A 21,832-nucleotide genomic window follows, 5' to 3' on the forward strand; every position below is an offset into this window, starting at 1 on the left:
ATCAGCCGGCCGGCGTGAAGTTGTAGAGCGCCGGGGTGGAGCTGAAGTTCTGCGCCACTACCTTGACCCGCTTGGAGTAGGCGTAGGTGGCCGTCGCGGCGGTCCACGGTGCGTCCCAGGCCTGCTCGGTGACGTAGGTGTTGATCTGCTTGTACAGCGCGTCCTGGTCAGCACCGGTGGCGACCTGCGCCTGGTTGATCAGGTCCGTGACCTTCGGGTCCTCGTAGTGGAACGGGTTCCAGAGGGCGTCCTTGGTGAGCTGGATCTGGATGGTGTCCCACGGGCGGAACGAGTCGAGCTGGAAGAAGCTCGTGGCCCACTTGCCGGCGAGCATGTCGTTGATGACCGTGTCGAGCGGTGCGTTCTCGAGCGTGACCTTGATGCCGATCGCGCCGAGCTCCTCGACGATCGCGGCCTGGGCGCCGGCGTTGAAGGCCGACAGGTCGGGCATGGTGAGCTCGAAGCCGTCCGCGTAGCCCGCCTCGGCCATGAGCTTCTTGGCCTTCGTCGGGTCGTACGGGTACAGGTCGTTGAGCGACGCGTCGTACGCGGCGGTCTGGGCGTTGAACAGCTGGGCCTGCGGCTTGCCCAGGCCGGCGAGCGCCGAGTCGATGATCGTCTGACGGTCGAACGCCATGTTGATCGCCTGGCGCACCTTGACGTCGGCGAGCGCGGGCTGGATGGTGCCGGCGCGGTCCCAGATGTAGAAGCCCATGATCGAGCCCGGCTGGTACTCCAGGGTGTTGAGCCCGGCGCCCTTGACCGTCGCGACGTTCTTCGAGTCGGTGACCACGGCGCCGTCGACCTGACCGGACTGCAGCGCGTTGAGGACGGCGGTCGAGTCGGTGAGCGGCGTCAGCACGATCTTGTCGAACGGGAACGCCTTGGTGTTCCAGTAGTCGGCGTTCCGCGTGAACGTGTACTTGGCGTCCACCGTGGTGTTCGCTTTGTCCATGACGTACGGGCCGGAGCCGCACGGGGTGGTCTGCAGCTCCGCGGTGCCGATCGCCTTGGGGCAGGCCATCATCCCGGCCGTGTTGCCGAGGTTGGGCACCAGCGACGGGTCGGGCGCCGTGAGGTGGATCGCCGCGGTCGTGTCGTTGACGACGTCCACGCTGGCAACCGACTTGAGCTGGTTGGCGGCCTCGTTGGTGCCGCTCTTGGTGTTCATGAGGTTGGCCTGGACGGCGGCGGCGTTGAACGGCTCGCCGTCGGTGAACTTCACGTCGTCGCGCAGGGTGACGGTCAGCGTGGTGAGCGCGTCGTCGTACTCCCACTTGGTCGCGAGGTTGGGCTGCGGGTTGGCCTCGGGGTCGAGCCGGAACAGCTGGTCGTACACCGGCTGGTAGTAGATCGTGTTGTTCCCGAGACCGGCGTCCTTGAGGTCCCACGGCTGGGCCACGACGACGGGGGCCAGCGTCAGCGTGCCGCCGCTGCCGGAGCCTGAGCTGGTGCCGGAGGTGCCGCCTCCGGAGCACGCGGCGAGAGCCAGCGTGAGTGCGATGGGACCGATGACCAGCAGACGTCTGCGCATGACTCTCCCTTGAGCAACCGAGGCACTGATACGAATAGGTAATACGATTCAGTGAAGATACGACACGGTCGATCAGTGCGCAAGAGGGAGATTTCACAAAGGTGCGCCCGACCGTCCGGAGCGCGGGGGAGCGGGCGCGACGGCCCGGTTGCGGACGCTGGGGTGACCTGCGGCGACGCGGTCGGCCGCGGCTCAGCGGTCGGCGTCAGGCATCGCCGACGCGACGGGAGCGGCTACGCCGACTCGCGCAGCACCAGGGTCACCGCGTCCGAGCGCAGGGGCATCGGCTCGGCGATCCCGTGCGTCACGCTGGCGATCTGGCGAGCCACGTAGGCGGCGACCATGCCGAGGTTCTGGTCGATCGTGGTGAGCGGGGGGCTCGCCAGGGCGGCCAGCGGGATGTTGTCGACGCCGATGACGGCGAGGTCGCGCGGCGCGGACAGCCCGAGGCGCTGCATCCCGGCGAGCACGGCGAACGCCGTCTCGTCGTTGTACGCGGCCACCGCGGTGACGGGGTCGGGCAGGGACCGCCAGTACCGGACGGCCTGCTCGGCGCTCGACGTGTCGAGCGCCACGGGCACGACCACCGGGTCCGCCAGCCCCAGGTCGAGGCACGCGCTCCGCACGCCCTCCAGGCGCAGCTGGTAGAAGCCGGTCACGCGGACGTCGTCCGGTGCGGCGTAACCCAGGTGGCGGTGGCCGGCGTAGGCGAGGTGCTCGACCTGCATCCGCCCGATGAGGGTCTGGGGCACGCTGATCCCGAGGCGCTGGGAGCTCGGGGACAGCAGGGCGCTGACCACCAGGACGCCCGCGGCCTGCATCTCCGCCTCGTCCTCGGGGGAGATCGCCGCGATGCTCACCACAGCGACGGGCTGCAGGGACCGCCAGTGCGACGCCAGCGGGCTGGTGGCGCGCACCCGGCGGGTGATCGTCGTGAGGCCGAACGGCTCGAGCTCGTCCGCGATCTGCTCGATCAGGTGCGCGAGGGTGGGGCCGAACGGGATGTCGGGGAGCACCAGGAGCACCACGTTCGAGCTGCCCTTGCGCAGGGCGCGCGCGGACTCCGACGGCGTGTAGCCCAGGCGGTCGATCGCGGCCTGGACGCGCTCCCGCGTCGGCGCCGAGATCTTCTGGCCGGGGTGCGCGTTGATGACGTAGCTCACCGTCGCCTGGGAGACGCCGGCCTCGCGTGCGACGTCCTTCGCGGTGACTGCCCTGGCCATCTCTACCCCCCGATCTGGTGAATCGTCACACTAGCCGACGCCTTTCCGTCCTGGCCAGGAACGCGCCGAACCGGTCGCGTGCTCGCACTCATGGTCCCGATCGAGCGGCTCGGGACCGGCCCGCCCCCTGAGCGACGCGGGTGCACTGCGCGATCGGCCCTTGATCCCCCTCAATGGTTATACGTATCATCACACAGGCGGTCGCCGGTTCGAGGACCGCGATGCCTTCGACGAGGCTGTCCCGCACGCGAGGTGAGGAACCGATGAGCACCGACGAGTCCCGAGACCGGGCCCCCGGCGACGGCCGCACGAGCGCCGACGGCGGGACGGAGGCGGGGATCGAGGCGTTGCAGAGCGAGCAGGCCGAGCTGGTGTTCTCCGCGTTCACGCCGATCACCGCCTGGGACGTGGGCTCGCGGATCGTGCGGCTGGCGATCGAGCGCGGGCTGGGTGTCGCCGTCGACGTCCGCCGCGAGTCGCACGTGCTGTTCCACGCGTCGCTGCCGGGCACCACGGCGGACAACGACCGGTGGATCGAGCGCAAGACGGCCACCGCGTTCCGGTTCGAGAGCAGCACGCTGCTGGTGCAGCGGCGGTTCGCCCAGGCAGGCATCTCCCCGGCGGACCACGGCTGGCTGGACGCGCGCACCCACACGCTCGCGGGCGGCGCCGTGCCGATCACCGTGCGCGGGGCCGGGATGGTCGCTGTCGCGACGGTGTCGGGCCTGAGCGACGACCGGGAGGACCACGCGCTCGTGGTCGAGGCGCTGCGCGCGGAGCTCGCGGCCCAGCAGCCGGCGGGGGGCGCAGCGTGAGCGAGGACGCGGTCCGCTGGGTGCGGGAGCTCGCGCCCGGGCAGCGGTCCCAGCTCGTCGTGCTCGACGTCGACACCGGCGGCTCGACGGTGCTGCTGGAGCTGACGGAGGATCTCGTCGAGTCGCCCAGCTGGCACCCGTCCGGGCGGTGGATCGTCCTCAACGCGGACGGCCGGCTCTTCCGCGTGGAGGTCGATGCCCCGGAGACGGGCCTGGTGCCCATCCCGCTCGAGGGGGTACCCACCGACCTCAACAACGACCACATCCTGTCCCCGGACGGCTCGCTCCACTACGTCTCCGTGAACGACGGTCACGTCTACGTCGCCGACTGGGCGGGCGGACCAGTGCGCCGGGTGACCTCGTCGAAGGAGCCCGGGCGCGCGTTCCGGCACTTCCTGCACGGCATCTCGCCGGACGGCGGCACCCTGGCGTACGTCGGCACCGAGCTGCTGGGCGACGACGAGATCGGCACGCGCCGCCTGTGGACCGTGGACCTGGGCACGGGCGTCGAGGCGCTGGTCGGCGACGGCTTCTCGCCGGCCGACGGGCCCGAGTACTCGCCCGACGGCACGTCGCTGTGGTTCAACTCGGAGGTCGGCTCGGACGTGCCCGGCCACGCGCAGATCTTCCGGCACGGGCTGCGGGACGGCGCGACGGAGCAGGTGACGCACGACGAGCGCGTCAACTGGTTCCCGCACGTCTCGCCCGACGGCCGCCGGGTCTGCTACCTCAGCTACCCGCCCGGCACGCAGGGGCACCCGGCCGACCTGCCCGTCGAGCTCGTCGTGCTCGACCTCGCCACGGGCGAGCGCCGCACGGTCGCCGCGCTGCCGGGCGGCCAGGGCACGATCAACGTGAACAGCTGGGCGCCGGACTCCCGCCGGCTCGCCTACGTCGCCTACCCGGTCGGCGCCACCACCCACGAGCACCAGGAGCAGTCATGACGGTACGGATCGGCGTGCTGGGCGCAGCGAACATCGTCGAGATGGCGCTCCTGGAGCCGGCGGCGCAGGTGGCGGGGGTCGAGGTCGCCGCGGTCGCGGCCCGCAACCCCGCGCGCGCGGCCGAGTACGCCGCGGCGCACGGGATCCCGCGCGTCGTCGCCGACTACGACGCGCTCGTCCGCGACGCGGACCTGGACGCCGTGTACATCCCGACCCCCGCGTCGTTGCACGGCGAGTGGGTGCTCCGCGCCGTGGCCGCGGGCAAGCACGTCCTGTGCGAGAAGCCGTTCACGGCCAACGCGCAGGAGGCCGCCGAGGTGGCCGCGGCCGTCCAGGGACGCGGCGTCGTGGTCATGGAGGCGTTCCACTCCGCCTACCACCCGCTGTGGACCGACCTCACGACGCTGCTGGCCGCGCACCCGATCGGCACGGTCGAGACGGCGTACGCCTCGCTCTGCAACCCGAACCACGAGCCGGGCGACATCCGCTGGCAGCTCGACCTGGCCGGCGGGGTGCTCATGGACATGGGCGTGTACCCGCTGCGGCTGCTCACCCACCTGTTCGGTGCGCCGACCGTGCTCGCGGCGCGGGCCGAGCAGACCGGGGGCGTGGACGGCGCGATGACCGCGACGTTGCAGCTGGCGGGCGGGGTCGTCGGCACGGTCGAGACCGACATGACGGAGGACGCGGTGCTCGGCGCCGAGCTGCGGATCGTCGGGACGGCGGGCACGATCCACGTCGCGATGCCGTACCACCCGCAGTTCGGCGCGACGATCACGGTGACGGACGCCGACGGCGCCGGCACCACGACGCCGGTCGACCCCACGCCGACCTACCGGTACCAGCTCGAGGCGTTCCGCGACGCCGTGGTCTCCGGCGGCCCGGTCCTCACGGGCACACCCGAGGCTGTCGCCGCGATGCGCGACGTCGACGCGATCTACGCCGCCGCCGGGATGTCGCCGCGCACGCCGTCCGCGGTGAGGGACTGAGGAGCTAGGACCGGCGGGCTCGCCGCATCTCGTCGGCGAGCGCCGGGTTGGTGGGCTCCAGCCGGCCGATCACGTTCTCGACGACCTCCGGCGACTTGTTCTGGCTGAGCTTGGCCCGGGCATCGAACCGGGTGACCCGCAGGCGCAGGCCGACGGTGCCCTTGGCCGTGCGGCGCGTGCCCTCCTCGTCCTCGCTCAGGCTCCGACCGCCCGGGCGGTGCTGCTCGAAGTGGTCGGTCAGTCGCGAGAGCATCGCGTAGTTCTCGTCGTCGGACAGGATCTCGGGTGTGCCGTACAGGTGCGCGGTCACGTGGTTCCAGGTGGGCACGAGGTCGCCCGGCGCGTACCAGCTGGGGGAGACGTAGTCGTGCGGACCCTGGACGATGACGAGGATCTCGTGCTGCCCGAGCTCGTGCAGGACGTCGTCGGGCCGGCCGAAGTGGCTCACGATCGAGAAGCCGTCGCCGTCCTCGACCAGGGCCGGGTAGTGGGACGCCACGAGTCCGGTCGACGCGGGGGAGACGAACGTCGCCCAGGGGTTCTGCCGGACGAGGCGCTTGACCTCCTCGGGGTCGGTCATGAGGTAGCGCGGCGTGTGGCGCATGACCGGGTCTCCTCTCTTGTCGGCGCGGGTTGCGGCGTCGCCGACCGCGATCATCAGATCACGGGATCACGGCGTCGCAGACCGGGATCGACAGGTCTCCGCGGCAGTTCTCCGGGCACGCCGCGATCACCTTCGCGATGGCCTCCTGGATCGCCTTCGTGCGCTCCGCAAGCTCGAGGGCGAGCGACGCCGCCGAGCGGCTGAACGCGAGGTAGGCGATCCAGGCGATGACGTAGACCAGGATCAGCGCCCAGAGCAGGACGGCGAGCCAGCCGAGGCCCAGGAAGAACAGCACGATCGCCAGGACGATGATCACCAGGACGTACCAGAGCGAGACGGTGACGATCGGCTTGAGGAACCGCAGGATGGCGACGATCGTCTTGAGGCCGTGGCACGTCCGGTCGAACTCGGTCCGGGCGGTCGCCAGCTCGGCCTTCGCGTTCAGGCACGCCGGGGTGTTGCACGGGTTGACCGGGGGAGGCGGAGGGCCCCCGCCGTCGGTGGGGATGACCATCGTGTCTCACTCGCCCTCTCGGTCGTCATGGCGGACACCGTCGGCTCATCCTCCCGCTGCGCCGTACTGCTCGTCCGTGACCTCCTCGGCCCACTCGGTGTCCGGGCCCGCGGTGCCGTCGCCGATCTCCCACATGGCCAGGTGCGTCATGAAGCGGTCCGGCGCGGCGCCGTGCCAGTGCCACTCGCCCGGCGGCGTCCAGACGGTCTGCCCGGGCCGCAGCTCGACCACGGTGCCGTCGCGGGTGCCGACGCGCGCGGTGCCCTCGGTGACGTGCAGGGTCTGCCCGTTGACGTGCCGGTGCCAGAACGTGTGCGCGCCCGGCGCGAACCGCACGGCGTTGGCGCGCAGGCGGGCGGGCGCCGGGGGTGCGGCCAGGACGTCGAACCAGACGTCGCCGGTGAACCACTGCGCGGGGCCCTTCTGCGTGGGCGGCAGCGGGGTGATCTCCATGGACAGCTCCTTGTCTCGGGTCTGCGTCGGTGGTGCCTCGCCAGGTCCGGCGATCAGCCCTCCGTCGGGAAGTCGGTCGACGCGGCGAGGTCCCGCTGCGCCTCGAGCTGCGCGACGCGCGCGCGCAGGGTGGCGAGGGTGGCGTCGAGCGCCACCGAGCCGAGCACCATGCGCAGGGGCGCGGGCTCGACGTCGACCGACTCGATGATGCGCTCCGCCATCCGGACCGGGTCGCCCGGGGCGAGCCCGTTGGCCGGGTCGAGCATCGCGAGGAACGCGTGGGCGGGGTTGCCGTCGTAGGTCGGGGTGAGGGTGGCCACCTGCGCCGAGCCGTAGCGGAACTCGGTGCGGGCGCCGCCGGGCTCGACGATCGTCACGCCGATGCCGAAGGGGGCGACCTCCTGCGCGACCGACTCGGCGAAGCCCTCGATGCCCCACTTGGTGGCGTGGTAGAGCGAGTTGCCCGCGAACGCCACCTGGCCGCCGTACGTGGAGATCTGGATGATCCGTCCGCCGCCCTGGGCACGCAGGTGGGGGAGCGCGGACCGGACGAGCGAGATGGACCCGGTGAGGTTGGTCGCGATGATGTGGTCGACCTGCGCGTCGGTGAGCTCCTCGGCGGCGCCGAACAACCCGTAGCCGGCGTTCGAGATGACGACGTCGATGCGGCCGAGGTCGGCGAAGGCCCGGTCGACGACCGCACGGACCGCTCTCGTGTCGGTGACGTCCAGGATCTCGGCACGGAACGTGTCCGGGTGTGCCGCGACCAGGTCGGCGACCTTGTCGGTGTCCCGGACGGTGCCGACGACGCGGTCGCCGGCCTCGAGGAGCTGGGTGGTCAGCTCGCGGCCGAAGCCCGAGCTGACGCCGGTGATGAGCCAGGTGCGCACGAGGACCTCCCGGTCAGAGTGTGATCTCGTCGACGGCCCGCAGCGCGTTGAGCGTGCGCGGGTAGCCCTGCGGGCCAGCCTGATCTCTGGCACACCGGGGGAGTCGCTCGGGGACCTCCTCGACCCGGACGTCGCCGGCACCGTACAGGGACGTTGCTCGCATGCTGTCGTGCCTCTCGATCGAGCCGGGCGCGGTTCCGCTCCGGTCTGCGACCCAGCCAACAGGCGATCCCCACGACGGGGGAGTCCCGGCCGTTCCAGGTACCGGCAGAACCCCCTTGCGGATGCCGCACTCAGGCGTTTCTCAGTGCCGGTCGCGCACGGTGGGGTGCACCCGCCGTCCCGACCTGCCCTGGAGCCGCTCCTCATGCCCTACGTCCGCCGCTGGCCCGTCCTCTCGGTCGTCCTCGGGGTGGCGGCGCTGCTGCTCGGCCTCGTCGCGGCCGACACCACGCTGCTGCAGCCGCACGGGCTCGCCCTCGACGTCGAGATCGCGACCGATGTGCGGTCGGCCCTCCTCACGCCGGTCATGCTCGGCATCAGCTTCCTGGCCTCTCCGGTCGTCGCGTGCGTCGCGCTGGTGCTCTGGCCGGGCTGGCTCGTGTGGCGTCGCCGACCGTTGGCGGCCGCCGCCACGTTCCTCGTGGTGGTGGTCGGCTGGCTCGCAGCTTTCGGCGTGAAGCTGCTGGTCGCACGCCCGCGCCCCCCGATCGACGTGGTCCACTCCCTCGCGCCCGAGACCGGTTCGGACAGCTACCCGAGCGGCCACGTGGCGTTCGCGTTCTCCATCGCGGTCGCGGCCTGGTTCCTCGCCCGCGGCACGAGGTGGTCGCGCCCGGTCGCCGTCCTCGGTGCGGGCTTCGTCGCGCTCGTCGCGTTCTCGCGCCTCTATCTAGGGGTGCACTACCTGGGCGACGTCGTCGGCTCCGTCCTCGTCTCCGGCGCGGCGATCGTGCTGCTGACGGGTCTGTGGCACCGGTTCGTCGAGCCCGCGCTGCTGGCGCGCGCGTGGGTCGCCGGACGCGAGCCCGAGGCGGCTGGACGGGGAGCGCTGGGCCGAGGAACGTCGGCCTAGTGGCGAAGGTCCTGGTGGTCGAGGACGACGAGGGGGTGGGTGCCCCGCTGCGCCGCGCCCTGCAGGCCAACGGGCACGAGGTGACCTGGCTGCGCACGGGGGTCTCGGCGGTGGTCGAGGCACGGACCATGCAGCCCGACGTCGTCCTGCTCGATCTCGGCCTGCCGGACGTGGACGGCGTCGAGGTCTGCCGCGCGGTCCGCCTCTCCTGCGAGCCGGCCGTCATCGTCATCCTCACGGCGCGGGGCGAGGAGATGGACGTCGTGGTCGGGCTCGAGGCGGGCGCCGACGACTACCTGGTCAAGCCGGTCGGGCTCACGGAGCTGCTGGCGCGGGTCCGGGCGCACGTGCGCCGGATGCCCGCCGTCGACGGTCCGACGTCGTCACCGAGCCGCGTCGTCGGGGCGCTGGTGGTGGACGTGGGTGCGCGCCGGGTGCACCTCGGCGATGTCGAGGTGCGGCTGCGGCCGAAGGAGTTCGACCTGGTCGCCCGCCTCGCCGCGGAACCCGGCGTCGTCGTCACCCGCGAGCGGCTCATCTCCGACGTGTGGGACGAGAACTGGTTCGGCTCGACCAAGACGCTGGACGTGCACGTCGCCGCGGTGCGTCGCAAGCTCGCCGACGCGGCGGGTGCCGCACGCGACGACGCGCCGGCCATCACGACGGTGCGCGGCCGGGGCTACCGCATCGACCCCGTGCCCGCGTCGCCCTGACGGGCATCACGTCGCACGCAGGTCCGCTGCGCTCGCTCGGGCGGTGACGCGCGACGCGAACCACACGCAGGCCCCGGCGATGGCGGCGACCACCACGGTCACCGTGAGACCGAGGTAGGCCCACGGGACCGCCAGCGCGTCCGGCGGGGGGTCGAAGACACCGTTCAGGACCTGCACGAGCATCCGGGACAGCGCCCATCCCACGATCGCGCCCATGAGGACGCCCACGACGGTGACGACTCCGGCCTCGGCCAGGACGAACGCGCGCAGCTGTCGGCGCGAGGCGCCGAGCGCCGACGCGAGCGCGAAGGTCCGGCGCCGCTCGGTCAGGGCGAGCACCAGCACGAGGCCGCCGGCGGCCGCGGCCAGGACGACCGCGAAGGTCAGCTCCACCCTGGTCAGCCCGCCGAGGTCGACGGCGGTCAGGCTCGAGCCGATCACGGCCCGGGTCGATCCCAGGTCGCTGACCTGGGCCCCGGTCCCCAACACGTGACGGACGCGGTCGCCGACCGCTCGCTGGTGAGCCCCGCCGGTGTCCAGCAGGAACATGTGGACGGCGTCGCTCCCGGTCTGTCGGGCGACGTAGTCCGCGTTCGCGACGAGGAAGCTGTCGCGCGGAGCCGTCGGGAACTCCAGGGCCACGCCGGCGTAGTGGAACGGCACGGTGACCAGGTCACCGGTGCGGGCGTCCACCAGGCGCAGCCGGACCAGGTCGCCGGGGTGCAGCTGGAAGTCGGTGACCGTCTCCGCGCTCACCAGCAGGTTGTCGGGTCGTGCCGCGAGGGCGCCCATGAGGTCGCGCGCCGACCCGCCGCGGAACCACGTGTCCTGCAGGTGGACGGCGTCGGCGACGGTGCGCGGTCGGACGCCGTACAGGTCCTGCAGGTCGGAGCCGACGTAGGCGTACCGGTGCTGCAGCGGCTCGGCGGCGCGCACGCCCGCAACGGCTGCGAGCCGGGCAGCCTCTGCGGGACCGGCGACCGTGCCGGGGGGCTCGGTCACGGTGACGTCGGCGCCGTTGGTGAGCTGCGCATCCACCTCAGCCTGCTGGCGGTACGTGGCGTTGAACGTGGCGGTCGACGCGGCGAACGACAGGGCGAGGGTGAGCAGCACGACCGCGTGGGCGACCGGCCGGCGCTGGCGGACCAGCGTCGCGGCGACGGTCCCGGCGAGCGGGCCGGCGACGGGCCGCAGGGCGCGGACGAGCACCGGCCGGCCCCGCGTCAGCAGCAGGTCCACCAGGCGCCAGGTGAGCAGCGCCGCGCCGGCCCAGAGCAGCGCCGGCCCCGCGAACACCCAGTAGCTCACCGACAGCTGGGGGACGCCCTCGGGTGCGAGCACGAGCGCGTACCCGGCCGAGCGCGTGAGCCACAGGATTGAGCCGGCACCCGCGAGGAGCAGTCCGTCGAGCCACCAGCGCATCCAGCGGGGCTGCGCGGCGCGTCCGGTGACGGCGCGGCCCGCCGCCACGGTCTGGCTCCTGGCGCCCCGGCGGGCCGGGACCAGGACGGTCAGCGCCGCGACCACGAGCCCGACCAGGACGGCCAGCGCCGTCCACGCCCACGCCGCTCGGCCGCCGCCGAAGCCCCAGGAGCCGAAGCCCAGGCGCCCGACGAGGAGGCTGGCGACCAGGCCGAGCGCGCCGCCGGCGACACCGACGAGGGCCGCCTCGACGGCGGCCAGCCGGGTGAGGTCCGCGAGGGAGGCGCCGCGGGTGCGCAGGAGGGCCTGCTCGAGCGACCGGCGCGTCGCACCCGTCCCGGTGATCATCGAGGTGAGCAGCCCGGCCAGCACCGCGCCCGGCAGCCCGAGGAAGAGGAACAGCGCCTGGGCGTAGAGGGCGTCCTGGCGCGCGGCGTCGAGCGTCGCACCCAGGTTGTCGCCCACCTGCCCCGCTCCCGCGAGCGTGACGTCCATGTGGTGCGCGGCGCCGGTCGCGGCCGCGTAGGCCGCCGCGGGGTCGGCCGGGAGGGTGTGCGACCGCTGCACGTGGACCTGGGCGCCGAGCTGCTCGGGATGGACGGCGGCGACCGGCGCCATGACGTCGGCGAACACGGCGCTGGGCAGCAGGATCACGTTGTCGGGTGGCGCGGTGGCGCCGCTGCCCGGCGGCGCGCCCACGGTCTGGAACAGCGAGTCCGCGAGCGGCAGCTCGACCACGCCCGAGACCCGGACGCTCGCAGGGTCGAGCCCCGCGCGGGCGATCAGCACCGTGTCCCCGGGCCCCGCGTGGAGGTTCGCGGCCGTCTGCTGGGCGAGCAGCGCGCCGGTGGCGTCGCCGGTCAGGAGCCGGATCTCGGCGGGGAACCGGGTGGCGTAGTCGGCGCCGAGGCCGAGCACCTTGCCCGGCCCGGTGGACTGCGTGGTGCCGCCGGCCGTGGTGGTCAGGCCCGGAGTGGACGCGAAGGTCACGACGGACGTCGCGCGCGTGCCCGGCTCGGCCTGCACGGCCGCGTCGACCGCCGCCGGGCTGACGTCGGCGGCTACCTGCACCTGCCAGTCGACGCCGACGCCACCCGCTGCTCGGGCCGTCATCGTGGCCTTGGAGGCGGCGAGGAAGCTGCCCAGGCAGGCGAGGAGCGCCACCGCGACGCCGACACCGGCTGCCGCGGCGAGGATCGAGCCCGGCCGGTGGCGCAGCAGGCCGCGCAACCAGACGACCGTCATGCGAGCACCCCGTCGTGCACGGCCAGCCGGCCGTCCCGCATGGTCCACCGCGCGTCGAAGCGTGCCGCGACGGCCGGGTCGTGCGTGGTGAGGACGACGGCCGCGCCGATCTCGGCGGCGGCGGCGTCGAGCACGTCGAGGACGTGGGTGGCCGTGGGGTGGTCGAGCTGCCCGGTCGGCTCGTCGGCGAGCACCAGGCTCGGGCGCATGGCGACGACGCGCGCGATGGCCACGCGTTGCGACTGGCCCCCGGAGAGCTCCTCGGGCAGCTGGGCGGCGAGGTCGGAGACGCCCACCAGCTCCATCGCTGCGTCGGCGCGGAGTGCGGCCTCGCGCTCGTCGACGCCCGCCAGGACCAGGGGGAGCGCCACGTTCTCGCGCACGTCGAGCGGGGGCAGGAGGCTCGGACCCTGCAGGACGAGCCCGAGCCGGCCTGCCGCCGGGCGCCCGCCGTCCGGATGCATCGTCAGGCCCGGCCAGGACACCGTGCCGGCCGTGGGCCGCTCGATGCCGGCCATCAGGTGCAGCAGGGTCGACTTGCCCGAGCCGGACGGGCCGAGCAGGGCGACCCGTTGCCCGGCCCGGACGGTGAGGCTGGCCGCGTGCACGGCGACGACCGCGGTCCTGCCGGTGCCGAAGGTGCGGGCGACCTCGGTGCAGACGACGGCGATCACGCGGCCACCCGCCCGTCCGCGAGCGGGACGACCCGGTCGGCGATCGCCGCCACGCTCGGGCTGTGGCTGACGACGACGACGGCGCTGCCGGAGCGGGCCAGCTCGCGCAGGAGGTGCAGGACGAGGGCCTCCGAGTCCGAGTCGAGCTCACCCGTCGGTTCGTCGGCCAGCAGGATGGACGGCGAGCTCGCGAGCGCGACGGCCAGCCCGGCGCGGGCGGCCTCGCCGCCGGACAGCTCGTGGGGGAGCGCGGTCGCCCGGTGGTCGATCCCGAGGGACTCCAGCAGGGCCTCCACCGGGCGGGGCTCGCCCGGCCCGAGCGTCTGGACGAGGCGGACGTTGTCGCGCACGCTCAGGTGCGCCACCAGGTTGGACGACTGCCACAGCATGCCGACGTGCCGGGCGCGGAGACGAGCGCGGTCGGTCTCGGCCCGGTGGCTGATCCGGCGGCCGTGCAGGAGCACGTCGCCGCCCGTGGGCTCCTCGAGACCGGCGAGGCAGGCGAGCAGCGTCGACTTGCCCGAACCCGACGGGCCGGTCACCGCGACGAGCTCCCCGCCGTCGACCGTGAGGCTGACGCCCCGCAGCGCGCGGGTCTCCTCGTCGGCGGCCCGGTAGAACTTGTAGAGGTCGTGCGCCGCCAGGGCCGGCGCGCTCATGCGGACCACGTCAGCGAGTCGCTGACGATCTTCCACGGGTCGACGTTGTCCGCGCCGACCGGACCGGACAGCGTGAGCACGACGAGCCGTCCGGCGTGCCAGAACTCGTATCGCTCGAACGCGTCGTGCACGACCTTGCCGGTCACGGGGTCCGCGGCGGCGTCCCCCTCGTACGTCGCCAGGATCCCCGCCCCGGCGGAGCGGGTGACGTCCGTGACCGTGCCCGCCACGTAGCCCGGGGTCGACGACGAGATCGCGGGCAGCTCGGCCGTCATGGACGCGGAGGTCGGGGGTGTCGGGGTGCTCGACGACTCGATGCGGATCGCGTTGAGCTTGTCGGTGAACGTGACGGCTCCGCCGGCGTCCGCCGAGGCCCAGCCCTCGGGCACCTTGAGGCTGAACGCCCCGGACGGGTCGGCGTAGACGATGAACACCTGGTTGTCGGGGATGTCACCCGCGGGGTTGACCTCGGGTGCGCCCGGCGTCACGGACTGCCCGGCGGCCGGCGACCCGGACGACGGCGCGCTGCATGCTCCCAGGGCGACCACGCCGACGACGGCGAGGGAGACGAGTCTGCGGACGGTGAGGTGCATCGGGGCTCCCGGGGTCGAGGTCGTGCGTCGACGCTAGGAGCGGCCCGACCAGCGCCGGGTGTGCGCTGGGCAAGCGGGAGGTTAACGATCTCGGGCGGACCGCCGGCCGCGGGTCGGCACGGCTCGGTCCGGAGCTATCGTCGGTCGCCAGCGCCGACGTCTGCGGGAGGAGAGCCGTGCAGCACCGGATCGTCCGGCTCGCCCTCGTGGTGACCGCGGTCGCGCTCGTGGTGCTCGGCCTGCCGCTCGCGATCGCGGCGGGTGGACTGCTGCGGGCCGACGAGGTGGCTCGGCTGGAACGCACGGCGCTCCTCGGTGCCGGCCAGGTCAACAGCGCCCTGGGTCGCGGCGACGCTCTGGAGCTCCCGCGGGTCCCGGCGGGCGTGCAGCTCGGGGTCTACGACGCGGACGGTGCCCGGGTGGCGGGTGCGGGCCCGGCACGGGCCGATGCGGCGACCACCGCCGCGCTCGCCGGGCACACGACCGACGACGTGGTCGGCGGCCGGACGGTCGTGGCCGTGCCCGTCCGGGACGCCGAACAGGTCATCGGGGCCAGCCGCGCGGCCGGAGCACCCGGGGCGGTGGCCCGGCGCACGGCCCTCGCGGTCGGCGCGATCCTCGCGGTCGCCGCCCTCGCGCTCGTTGTCGCGTGGCTCGTCGCCCGGCGTGCGGCCCGGCGCCTCAGCGGTCCCGTCGGCGCGCTGGCGGCCGTCGCCAAGGCCCACGCCGACGGCGACCTGCGGAGCCGGGCAGAGCTGTCGGGCATCGCCGAGCTGGACGAGGTCGCGCTCGGCATGAACGCCTCGGCGGCGGCGGTCGCCGAGGCGCTCACCCGCGAGCGTGCGTTCGCCGACGAGGCCTCGCACCAGCTCCGCACGCCGCTGACCCGGGTGCGGTGGGGTCTCGAGGAGGCGATCGACGGCGACCCGGAGCAGCTGCGCAGCGCGGCCGCGGCGGCCGTCCGGGACATCGCCGACCTGGACCACAGCGTGCGCGACCTGCTCGACCTGACTCGTTCTGCTCCCGCCGCGGGGTCCACGGACATGACCGACGAGCTCCGTGGCACCGCCGAACGCTGGACCGGGCCTTTGGCCGCCCGAGGGCGCCGGCTCCTGCTGGAGATCGACCACGACCGGTCCTGGCGGATCGCCATGCCCGTCGAGGCCGTCCGGCACGTGCTGCAGGTGCTCGTGGAGAACGCCGAGCAGCACGGTTCGGGTGCCGTGACGGTGCGCCTGCGGGACGCGATCGGCGGCGAGTCGGACGACGTCGTGGCGGTGGACGTGCTCGACGAGGGCGAGTTCGTCGGAAGCTGGCCGGTGCCGGGTCCGCCCGAACCGGGGCAGCCGCACGGGATCGGCCTCCTGATGGCGCAGCGGCTGGCCGCGCAGGCGCGAGGCCGCGTGGTGCTCTCCGCCCGGCGCCCCACCACCGTGACCCTGTTCGCACCGCGCGCGACAGACGCACGCTGAGGAGTCTCAGGGCGACGGGCGCGCCGGGAGGATCCAGCTCGCGACGAAGGCGGCCAGGCCGGTCGCGGCGAGGCCGGCGAGCCAGCCCGCGGCGACGAGCAGGGTCAGCTGCGTCACGCGCTGCTCGACCAGCCGCAGCGAGCGGGTGGCGACGACCGTGCCGGAGCCGTCCGGCGTCGACCACGCGGTGATGACGGCGGCCATCCGGACCCCGGGGCGCGGCTGCCAGGTGACCACGTTCTGGTGGTCCGCGGCCGCGTCGAGCGCGCCCTGCGGCGGCCGGGCGGGCTGCCCGTCGAGCCGCCCGCTGGAGGCCAGGACGGTGCCGTCCGCGTCGACCACGGTGACGGCGACCGCCAGGCTCGTGGCCAGGTCGACCGTCGGACCGCGGGTCACCGACGCGGGCGGGTCGCCGGCGGCAAGGCGGGCGGCCGCGTCGCTCGAGACCTGGACCTGGGGGTCGTTCGCCGACGACCGCAGCAGGTTCTGGCCGATGCCGTAGCCGAGCGCCGCGGCGACCGTGACCGCGGCCGCCGCCGGGAGCCAGAGCGCGAGCGTCCAGAGGAGCACGTGCGCGGCCGTGCGGGTCCGCCCGCGGCTCGCGGACCCGGTTCGTGCGACGTCCACGCCGACCATGAGGTCACCGTAGGCACGCGCGGGCCGTCGAGCGCCGATGTGCACCGAGTCTTCACGCGCCGGGCGGCCCGACCGGCGGAGCTCAGCCCAGCAGCGCGCTCATCCGTCGGGCGACCAGCTCTGTCGCCCGCCGCGGCGCCAGGCGCGACAGCCGGTCGAGCAGGCGGGCGTCGCCGCCGATCCGCACCCGGAACCGGCCGGTGCGCACGGCGTCGACGATCTGTGCGGCGGCGTCGGCGGGCTTGGTCAGCTTCGCCTCCATCCCGGAGGTGTCGCTCTGCTGGCCGGGGATGGCCGAGCCGGAGTTCTCCGCGATCGCGGTGGCCACCCCGCCGGGGAACACGACCGTGACGGCGACGGGCGTGCCGTGCAGCTCGGCGTAGAGCCCCTCGGTGAACAGCTTCACCGCGGCCTTGGAGGCGCCGTACGCCGACTGGCCGGGCACGGGCACGAGCGCGCCCATGCTCGACACGTTGACGAGCGAGGCCGCGGGCCGGCTGCGCAGCGCGGGCAGGAACGCCCTCGTCGTGTGGACGACGCCCCAGAAGTTGACCGCCATGACCTTCTCGATCTCGGCGTGGCTCAGGTCGGCGACCTTGGCGAACTTCTGGATGATGCCGGCGACGTTGATCAGCCCGTCCACGTGCCCGTGGGCGGCGAGCACGTCCTCGGCCAGCGCGGACACCGCCGCCTCGTCGCTGACGTCCGCGGTGTGCAGGGTGAGGCGGTCGGGCGCGCCGGCGAGGCGGGCGGTCTCGGTGAGCGCGGGCTCGCGCAGGTCGACCGCGGCGACGTGCGCGCCGTCCCGCAGGAGCGCGAGGACGGTCTCGCGGCCGATGCCGTTGCCGCCGCCGGTGACGACGAAGACGTGATCACGGATCTGCATGGTGCGCCTCAGCCCTTGGCCATGTGCCGCGCGGCGCGCAGCCCGAACACCGCGGCGGGACCGATCGTGGAACCCGGGCCCGGGTAGGTGCGGCCCATCACCGACGCGGAGCTGTTCCCGGCCGAGTACAGGCCGGGCACGACCGTGCCGTCCTCGCGCAGCGCGCGTCCGTCCGGGTCGGTCACGACGCCGCCCTTGGTGCCGAGGTCGCCGAGCACCACGCGGTACGCGACGAACGGACCCTTCTCGATCGGGCCGAGGTTCGGGTTCGGGTGCACGGTCGGGTCGCCGTAGTAGCGGTCGTACGCGGAGTTGCCGCGGCCGTGGTCGCCGTCGACGCCGGACCGGGCGAAGCCGTTGAACCGCGCGACCGTGGCGCGCAGGCGCGCGGGCTCGACCTCGATGGCGCGCGAGAGCTCGTCCAGCGTGCGCGCCCTGACCTCGATGCCCGCCGCGCGCATCGCCTTGACCGCCCTCGGGTCCATGGCGAACGTGCGGAAGTAGCGACGGACGTGGCGGGCCTCGAGGATCAGCCAGTACGGGCCCGCGCCGCCGTCCTGCGCGAGCATGTGGTGACCGAGGTCGACGTAGGACTCCGACTCGTTGGCGAAGCGGTCACCGCGGGCGTCGACCATGATCGAGTACGGCATCGAGCGCTCGCCGACGATGAACATGGGGCCACCGCCGGGCGGGGCGGCGATCGACGCACCCCACCAGGCCTCGTCCATGAGCTCCACGGCGACCCCGAGCTCCTGCGCGGCGGCGATCGGGACACCGAGGTTGCCGGGGTTGCCCGAGGGTGCGCCGTCGATGCCGTGGTACTTCTGCCGCCAGTCCTTGTTGCCCTCGAACCCGCCGCCGGCGAGCATGACGCCGCGCGTCGCGCGGACGGTCATCGGCTGCCCGTCGCGCCGGACCCGGATCCCGACCACGCGGCCGTCATCGACGAGCAGCTCCTCGAGCGGCGAGCTGAGCCAGAGCGGGACGCCCTTGCGGACGACGACGGCGTGGCAGAACGCGGTCGCCCAGGCGTTGCCGATGCCGACCAGCCGCCGGCCCGTGACGACGCCGCCGAGGACGCGGGAGACGACCTGGACGCCGCGCACCATCCCCGACGGGGTCGACCAGGAGCGGCCCAGCAGCCAGACGTCGTTCGTCATCGCCGGCAGCGGGAGGGCGTTTCGCAGGGTGTCCCACCACGGGCCGAGGATCTTCGAGCTGAGCGGCTTGACCTCGATCGAGCGGCCGATCTTCCCGCCCGGCAGCTCGGGGTAGTAGTCGGGGTAGTCGGTGGCGCGGGCGAACGTCACGCCGAACTTCTCCGCGGTGAGCACGAAGTCGTCGACGCCGTCGACGAACGCCTCCTTGCGGGCGCGTGTCGACGCGAGGCCCACGTCGTCGCCGATCGAGGCCTCCATGTAGGTGAGCGCCTCGGCGCGGGAGTCGCCGACCCCGGCGCGGGTCATCAGGGGGTTGTTCGGCAGCCACATGCCGCCGCCCGACATCGCGGTGGACCCGCCCCACTTGTCGGTCGACTCGACCATGAGGACCGACAGACCCTCGTCGACCGCACCCATGGCGGTGGCGAATCCCGCCGCGCCGGTGCCGACGACGACCACGTCGTAGGTGTTCTCCTGGGGAACCTTCGGTGCCATCGCGCAGTCCTCTCGACTACCGGACAACACTGTCCGGTTCTACGATGCAGCATGCCTCCCGCCGCCCGACGCGTCAACCGTGGTCCCTCCGCCGCGCCGCAGAACCGCGCCGCCATCCTCGACGCGGCCCGTCGGCTGTTCGCCGATCGCGGCTTCCTCGTCCCGCTGAGCGCGATCGCCACCGAGGCCGGGGTGGGTCAGGGCGTGCTCTACAGGCACTTCCCGACGCGGCTCGACCTCGCGTTCGCCGTGTTCGAGGACAACTTCGTCGAGCTGGAGGCGGCCGCCGCGGGGGGCGGTCCCGACGCGTTCGGCGCCCTCTGGGCGGTCCTGCTCGAGCAGACCGTGCGGGAGGCGGCCTTCGTCGAGATGGTGGTCGAGGCGCGCAGCTCGGCGCCGGCCTACGACGGCGACGACCGGCTGCGCGAGCTGATCGCGCGCACGCTCCCCGACGCCGTCTCGGCGGGACGGGTCCCGGCCGGCGTCGAGGTCGACGACGTCCTGCTCGCGTGGCGGATGGTCTTCGGGATCGTCGTCACCGCACCCACCCCGGACGCCGCCCGGGCGCACGTCGCGCGCGCGATGGCGCTCCTCGACCCGCGGCGCTGACCCCGGACCGGCGCCGGCTCCCGCCGCGGGTGAACCCGTCGACACGCCGTCTCGTGTCAACTCGTGTCGGGCCCGTCGTGGGCTCGCGGAGGAAGGGTTGACGATGAAGACGATCCTGAGGCGCACAGCAGTGGCGGCGGCGGTCGTGCTGACCGTCGGGTTGATCGGGGCTCCCGCGGCCTTCGCCCACGGCGAGCACGAGCACGGCGGCGGCGGTGGTCGCACGATCCTGAGCGCGGAGGTGGCCGGCAGCCTGACCACCGACCAGAAGCTCTTCGGGACGGTGGCGCCCGGCGGCGCCGACTGGGTGATCGACAACGGCGAGGCCAGGCTGCGCCGCGACGGCCGGGTCGACGTCCGGGTCGAGGGCCTGGTCCTGACGTCCACCGGCGCGAACCCCGTCATGCAGCTCTCGGCCAGCGTCGCGTGCAACGGCGCGGTGGTCGCGACCACGGCCGTCGTCCCGTTCTCGGCCACGGGTGACGCCAAGATCCACGCCACGGTCACCCTGCCGCAGCGGTGCATCGCCCCGGTGGTGCTGCTCAACCCCCGCGGCAACCCGGCGGTCTTCATCGGCGTGACCGGCACGGAGGGCTGAGGCCTGCCCGGTCCGCGGCGGCGTCACACACCGTCCGCGGACCGGGTTGCTCGGCCGGCTCGGGTCACCCGAACGAGGTTCAAGGTGCCGGAGGCGGGTGTCGACACCAGAGGATGGCCTCTGGTCCGACGCAGAACTACGACGACCCGAGCCTCGGGGTCTGGAAGGGCCGACCGGTCGTGGCGGCGACTGCCCGGGCGCTCCTGGTCGTCGGACCCGTCGCGCTCTCGGTCGGGCTCGGGCTGGCGGCCGTGCGCTGGTTCCCGCCCCACCGCCTCGGCGTCGACCCGTGGCTGTGGCTGCTGGTCGAGGTCTCCTGCGCGACGCTCGTCCTGATCGCCGCGACGCGCCTGGCGCGCCGGCTGACGCCGCTGGCCACGCTGCTGCGCCTCACGCTCTACTTCCCCGACCGTGCCCCGTCGCGGCTCGCCGTCGCGATGCGGCACTACTCCCCGCACGCGTTGCACGCGGACCGTCGAGGGGTGCACCCGCAGGACGACCACGCCGACCGCATCCTCGGTCTGGTCGCGGCGATCAGCGAGCACGACCAGCTCACCCGCGGGCACAGCGAGCGCGTCCAGGCCTACTCCGCACTGATCGGCAAGGAGCTCGGCCTCTCCGAGCGCGAGGCCGCCAGGCTCAGCTGGGCGGCCCTGCTGCACGACGTCGGCAAGCTGCGGGTCCCCGCCGACGTGCTGAGCAAGTCGGGCCGGCCCACGACGAGCGAGTGGACGATCCTGGCGGGCCACCCCGAGGCAGGCATGGAGATCGCGCAGCCGCTGCGCGACTGGCTCGGTCCCTGGCTGGAGGTCATCGGTCAGCACCACGAGCGCTGGGACGGCGGCGGATACCCCGCGGGACTGGCCGGCACGGCGATCAGCGAGGGGGCGCGCATCGTCGCGGTCGCCGACGCGTACGACGCGATCACCTCGGTCCGGTCGTACAAGCGGGCGTTGTCCGCGTCCGCCGCGCGCGCCGAGCTGGCGCGGTGCGCCGGCGAGCAGTTCGACCCGCAGGTGGTCAGGGCGTTCCTCGCCATCGGGCTGGGGCGCCTGCGCCGGGTCGCCGGACCGCTGAGCGTCCTGTCGGCCCTCCCGAGCCTGCCCTCCTTCGCCTCCGACCTGCCGTCCGTCGTGCAGCGGTTCAGCACGGTCGGCGCGCTCCAGGGTGCGGGGACGATCGGCCTGGTGCTCTCGGTGTCGACGGCCGCGGCAGGTGGTGCGCTGGCGAGCGGTCCGCTCCCGGCCGACGCGCCCGCGTCGGTGTCGAGCGGGACGTCCGTCGTCGGGACGACCCACCCGGACGAGGACGGCGACGATCCAGCGCCCGCGGCGGTGGTCGACCCCGTGGTCGCGCCGACGACCTCCGGGGCTGGCGCCGACGAGCCGCGGTCGGACCCGACGCCGGCGTCGCCGTCGCCCGCGCCGTCGCTCCTGGCGCCCACCCCGTCCGTGGCGCCCGAGGTCCTGCCGTCCGTCGCGGCGACGTCGCCCATCCCGGACGTCGCGGAGACCGACGACACGAGCGGGAAGGACGAGGGGAGCGGCAAGGAGGACGGCGGCAGCGGGAAGGGCTCGTCGGGGAAGGGCACCTCTGGGAAGGGCACGTCGGGCAAGGGCTAGCGCCCTG

The 21,832-nt window shown here is 73.8% G+C and carries 22 protein-coding genes; 9 read left to right on the plus strand and 13 right to left on the minus strand.

What is annotated here, in order from left to right; translation table 11 throughout:
* Position 1 precedes the first annotated feature (1 nt).
* Together AB5970_RS10690 and AB5970_RS10695 are read right to left on the minus strand one after the other, a co-directional pair.
* Positions 2-1,534 (minus strand): ABC transporter substrate-binding protein, encoded by a 1,533-nt coding sequence (locus AB5970_RS10690; RefSeq protein WP_370503923.1) that lies wholly within the window; start codon positions 1,532-1,534, stop codon positions 2-4.
* A 233-nt stretch (positions 1,535-1,767) separates the two neighbouring features.
* Entirely contained in the window at positions 1,768-2,757 is a 990-nt protein-coding gene (locus AB5970_RS10695) for a LacI family DNA-binding transcriptional regulator (RefSeq protein ID WP_370503924.1), read from the minus strand.
* A gap of 263 nt (positions 2,758-3,020) precedes the next feature.
* On the opposite strand from AB5970_RS10695, the gene AB5970_RS10700 reads away from it, so the two are divergent.
* The 3 genes from AB5970_RS10700 to AB5970_RS10710 are packed head-to-tail and all read left to right on the plus strand — an operon-like array spanning position 3,021 to position 5,505.
* Positions 3,021-3,572 (plus strand): heme-degrading domain-containing protein, encoded by a 552-nt coding sequence (locus tag AB5970_RS10700; protein WP_370503925.1) that lies wholly within the window; start codon positions 3,021-3,023, stop codon positions 3,570-3,572.
* Positions 3,569-4,516 (plus strand): TolB family protein, encoded by a 948-nt coding sequence (locus AB5970_RS10705; RefSeq protein WP_370503926.1) that lies wholly within the window; start codon positions 3,569-3,571, stop codon positions 4,514-4,516. Before AB5970_RS10700 ends, AB5970_RS10705 begins: the two co-directional genes overlap by 4 nt.
* Positions 4,513-5,505, plus strand: a complete 993-nt coding sequence (locus AB5970_RS10710) for a Gfo/Idh/MocA family protein (RefSeq protein ID WP_370503927.1) — start codon at positions 4,513-4,515, stop codon at positions 5,503-5,505. Before AB5970_RS10705 ends, AB5970_RS10710 begins: the two co-directional genes overlap by 4 nt.
* 4 nt (positions 5,506-5,509) lie before the next feature.
* Here AB5970_RS10710 and AB5970_RS10715 read toward each other — a convergent pair whose 3' ends face one another.
* The 4 genes from AB5970_RS10715 to AB5970_RS10730 are packed head-to-tail and all read right to left on the minus strand — an operon-like array spanning position 5,510 to position 7,966.
* Positions 5,510-6,109, minus strand: coding sequence for an FMN-binding negative transcriptional regulator (locus AB5970_RS10715; RefSeq protein ID WP_370504003.1), 600 nt, complete (start codon positions 6,107-6,109; stop codon positions 5,510-5,512).
* A gap of 58 nt (positions 6,110-6,167) precedes the next feature.
* Entirely contained in the window at positions 6,168-6,623 is a 456-nt protein-coding gene (locus AB5970_RS10720; protein ID WP_370503928.1) for a hypothetical protein, read from the minus strand.
* A 45-nt stretch (positions 6,624-6,668) separates the two neighbouring features.
* Positions 6,669-7,076, minus strand: a complete 408-nt coding sequence (locus tag AB5970_RS10725) for a (R)-mandelonitrile lyase (protein ID WP_370503929.1) — start codon at positions 7,074-7,076, stop codon at positions 6,669-6,671.
* A 53-nt stretch (positions 7,077-7,129) separates the two neighbouring features.
* A complete protein-coding gene (locus AB5970_RS10730; RefSeq protein WP_370503930.1) occupies positions 7,130-7,966 on the minus strand; it encodes an SDR family oxidoreductase in 837 nt (278 codons plus the stop codon).
* Between the two features lie 367 nt (positions 7,967-8,333).
* On the opposite strand from AB5970_RS10730, the gene AB5970_RS10735 reads away from it, so the two are divergent.
* Both AB5970_RS10735 and AB5970_RS10740 read left to right on the plus strand, forming a co-directional pair.
* On the plus strand, positions 8,334-9,041 hold the full coding sequence (locus tag AB5970_RS10735; protein ID WP_370503931.1) for a phosphatase PAP2 family protein: 708 nt from the start codon (positions 8,334-8,336) through the stop codon (positions 9,039-9,041).
* The gene (locus tag AB5970_RS10740; protein WP_370503932.1) at positions 9,041-9,754 is read left to right on the plus strand and encodes a response regulator transcription factor; all 714 of its coding nucleotides are present in this window, start codon (positions 9,041-9,043) and stop codon (positions 9,752-9,754) included. Before AB5970_RS10735 ends, AB5970_RS10740 begins: the two co-directional genes overlap by 1 nt.
* A 6-nt stretch (positions 9,755-9,760) precedes the next feature.
* Here the strand turns inward: AB5970_RS10740 and AB5970_RS10745 are convergent, their stop codons facing one another.
* From AB5970_RS10745 to AB5970_RS10760, 4 genes are read right to left on the minus strand one after another with little or no spacing between them, the layout of a single operon-like run.
* Positions 9,761-12,421, minus strand: a complete 2,661-nt coding sequence (locus AB5970_RS10745) for an ABC transporter permease (protein WP_370503933.1) — start codon at positions 12,419-12,421, stop codon at positions 9,761-9,763.
* Positions 12,418-13,095, minus strand: coding sequence for an ABC transporter ATP-binding protein (locus AB5970_RS10750; protein WP_370503934.1), 678 nt, complete (start codon positions 13,093-13,095; stop codon positions 12,418-12,420). Before AB5970_RS10750 ends, AB5970_RS10745 begins: the two co-directional genes overlap by 4 nt.
* The gene (locus tag AB5970_RS10755) at positions 13,092-13,754 is read right to left on the minus strand and encodes an ABC transporter ATP-binding protein (RefSeq protein WP_370503935.1); all 663 of its coding nucleotides are present in this window, start codon (positions 13,752-13,754) and stop codon (positions 13,092-13,094) included. The genes AB5970_RS10750 and AB5970_RS10755 overlap by 4 nt, the downstream gene beginning before the upstream one ends.
* Positions 13,751-14,347 (minus strand): hypothetical protein, encoded by a 597-nt coding sequence (locus tag AB5970_RS10760; RefSeq protein WP_370503936.1) that lies wholly within the window; start codon positions 14,345-14,347, stop codon positions 13,751-13,753. The genes AB5970_RS10755 and AB5970_RS10760 overlap by 4 nt, the downstream gene beginning before the upstream one ends.
* Before the next feature lie 176 nt (positions 14,348-14,523).
* On the opposite strand from AB5970_RS10760, the gene AB5970_RS10765 reads away from it, so the two are divergent.
* Entirely contained in the window at positions 14,524-15,819 is a 1,296-nt protein-coding gene (locus AB5970_RS10765; protein ID WP_370503937.1) for a sensor histidine kinase, read from the plus strand.
* A gap of 6 nt (positions 15,820-15,825) precedes the next feature.
* Here AB5970_RS10765 and AB5970_RS10770 read toward each other — a convergent pair whose 3' ends face one another.
* From AB5970_RS10770 to AB5970_RS10780, 3 genes are all read right to left on the minus strand, one after another.
* Positions 15,826-16,455, minus strand: coding sequence for a hypothetical protein (locus tag AB5970_RS10770; protein WP_370503938.1), 630 nt, complete (start codon positions 16,453-16,455; stop codon positions 15,826-15,828).
* Positions 16,456-16,537: 82 nt separating this feature from the next.
* Positions 16,538-17,341, minus strand: a complete 804-nt coding sequence (locus AB5970_RS10775) for an SDR family NAD(P)-dependent oxidoreductase (protein WP_370503939.1) — start codon at positions 17,339-17,341, stop codon at positions 16,538-16,540.
* Positions 17,342-17,349: 8 nt separating this feature from the next.
* Positions 17,350-18,996, minus strand: coding sequence for an FAD-binding protein (locus AB5970_RS10780; protein ID WP_370503940.1), 1,647 nt, complete (start codon positions 18,994-18,996; stop codon positions 17,350-17,352).
* Positions 18,997-19,047: 51 nt separating this feature from the next.
* On the opposite strand from AB5970_RS10780, the gene AB5970_RS10785 reads away from it, so the two are divergent.
* The 3 genes from AB5970_RS10785 (at position 19,048) to AB5970_RS10795 (ending at position 21,825) form a co-directional block, all read left to right on the plus strand.
* Positions 19,048-19,605: a TetR/AcrR family transcriptional regulator gene (locus tag AB5970_RS10785; RefSeq protein WP_370503941.1), complete on the plus strand. Its 558-nt coding sequence runs from the start codon at positions 19,048-19,050 to the stop codon at positions 19,603-19,605.
* A 103-nt stretch (positions 19,606-19,708) separates the two neighbouring features.
* Entirely contained in the window at positions 19,709-20,203 is a 495-nt protein-coding gene (locus AB5970_RS10790; RefSeq protein WP_370503942.1) for a hypothetical protein, read from the plus strand.
* A 113-nt stretch (positions 20,204-20,316) separates the two neighbouring features.
* Positions 20,317-21,825 (plus strand): HD-GYP domain-containing protein, encoded by a 1,509-nt coding sequence (locus tag AB5970_RS10795; RefSeq protein WP_370503943.1) that lies wholly within the window; start codon positions 20,317-20,319, stop codon positions 21,823-21,825.
* Positions 21,826-21,832 lie beyond the last annotated feature (7 nt).

Origin of the sequence: Cellulomonas sp. ICMP 17802 (assembly GCF_041295535.1) — a bacterium.
Taxonomy (GTDB): domain Bacteria; phylum Actinomycetota; class Actinomycetes; order Actinomycetales; family Cellulomonadaceae; genus Cellulomonas.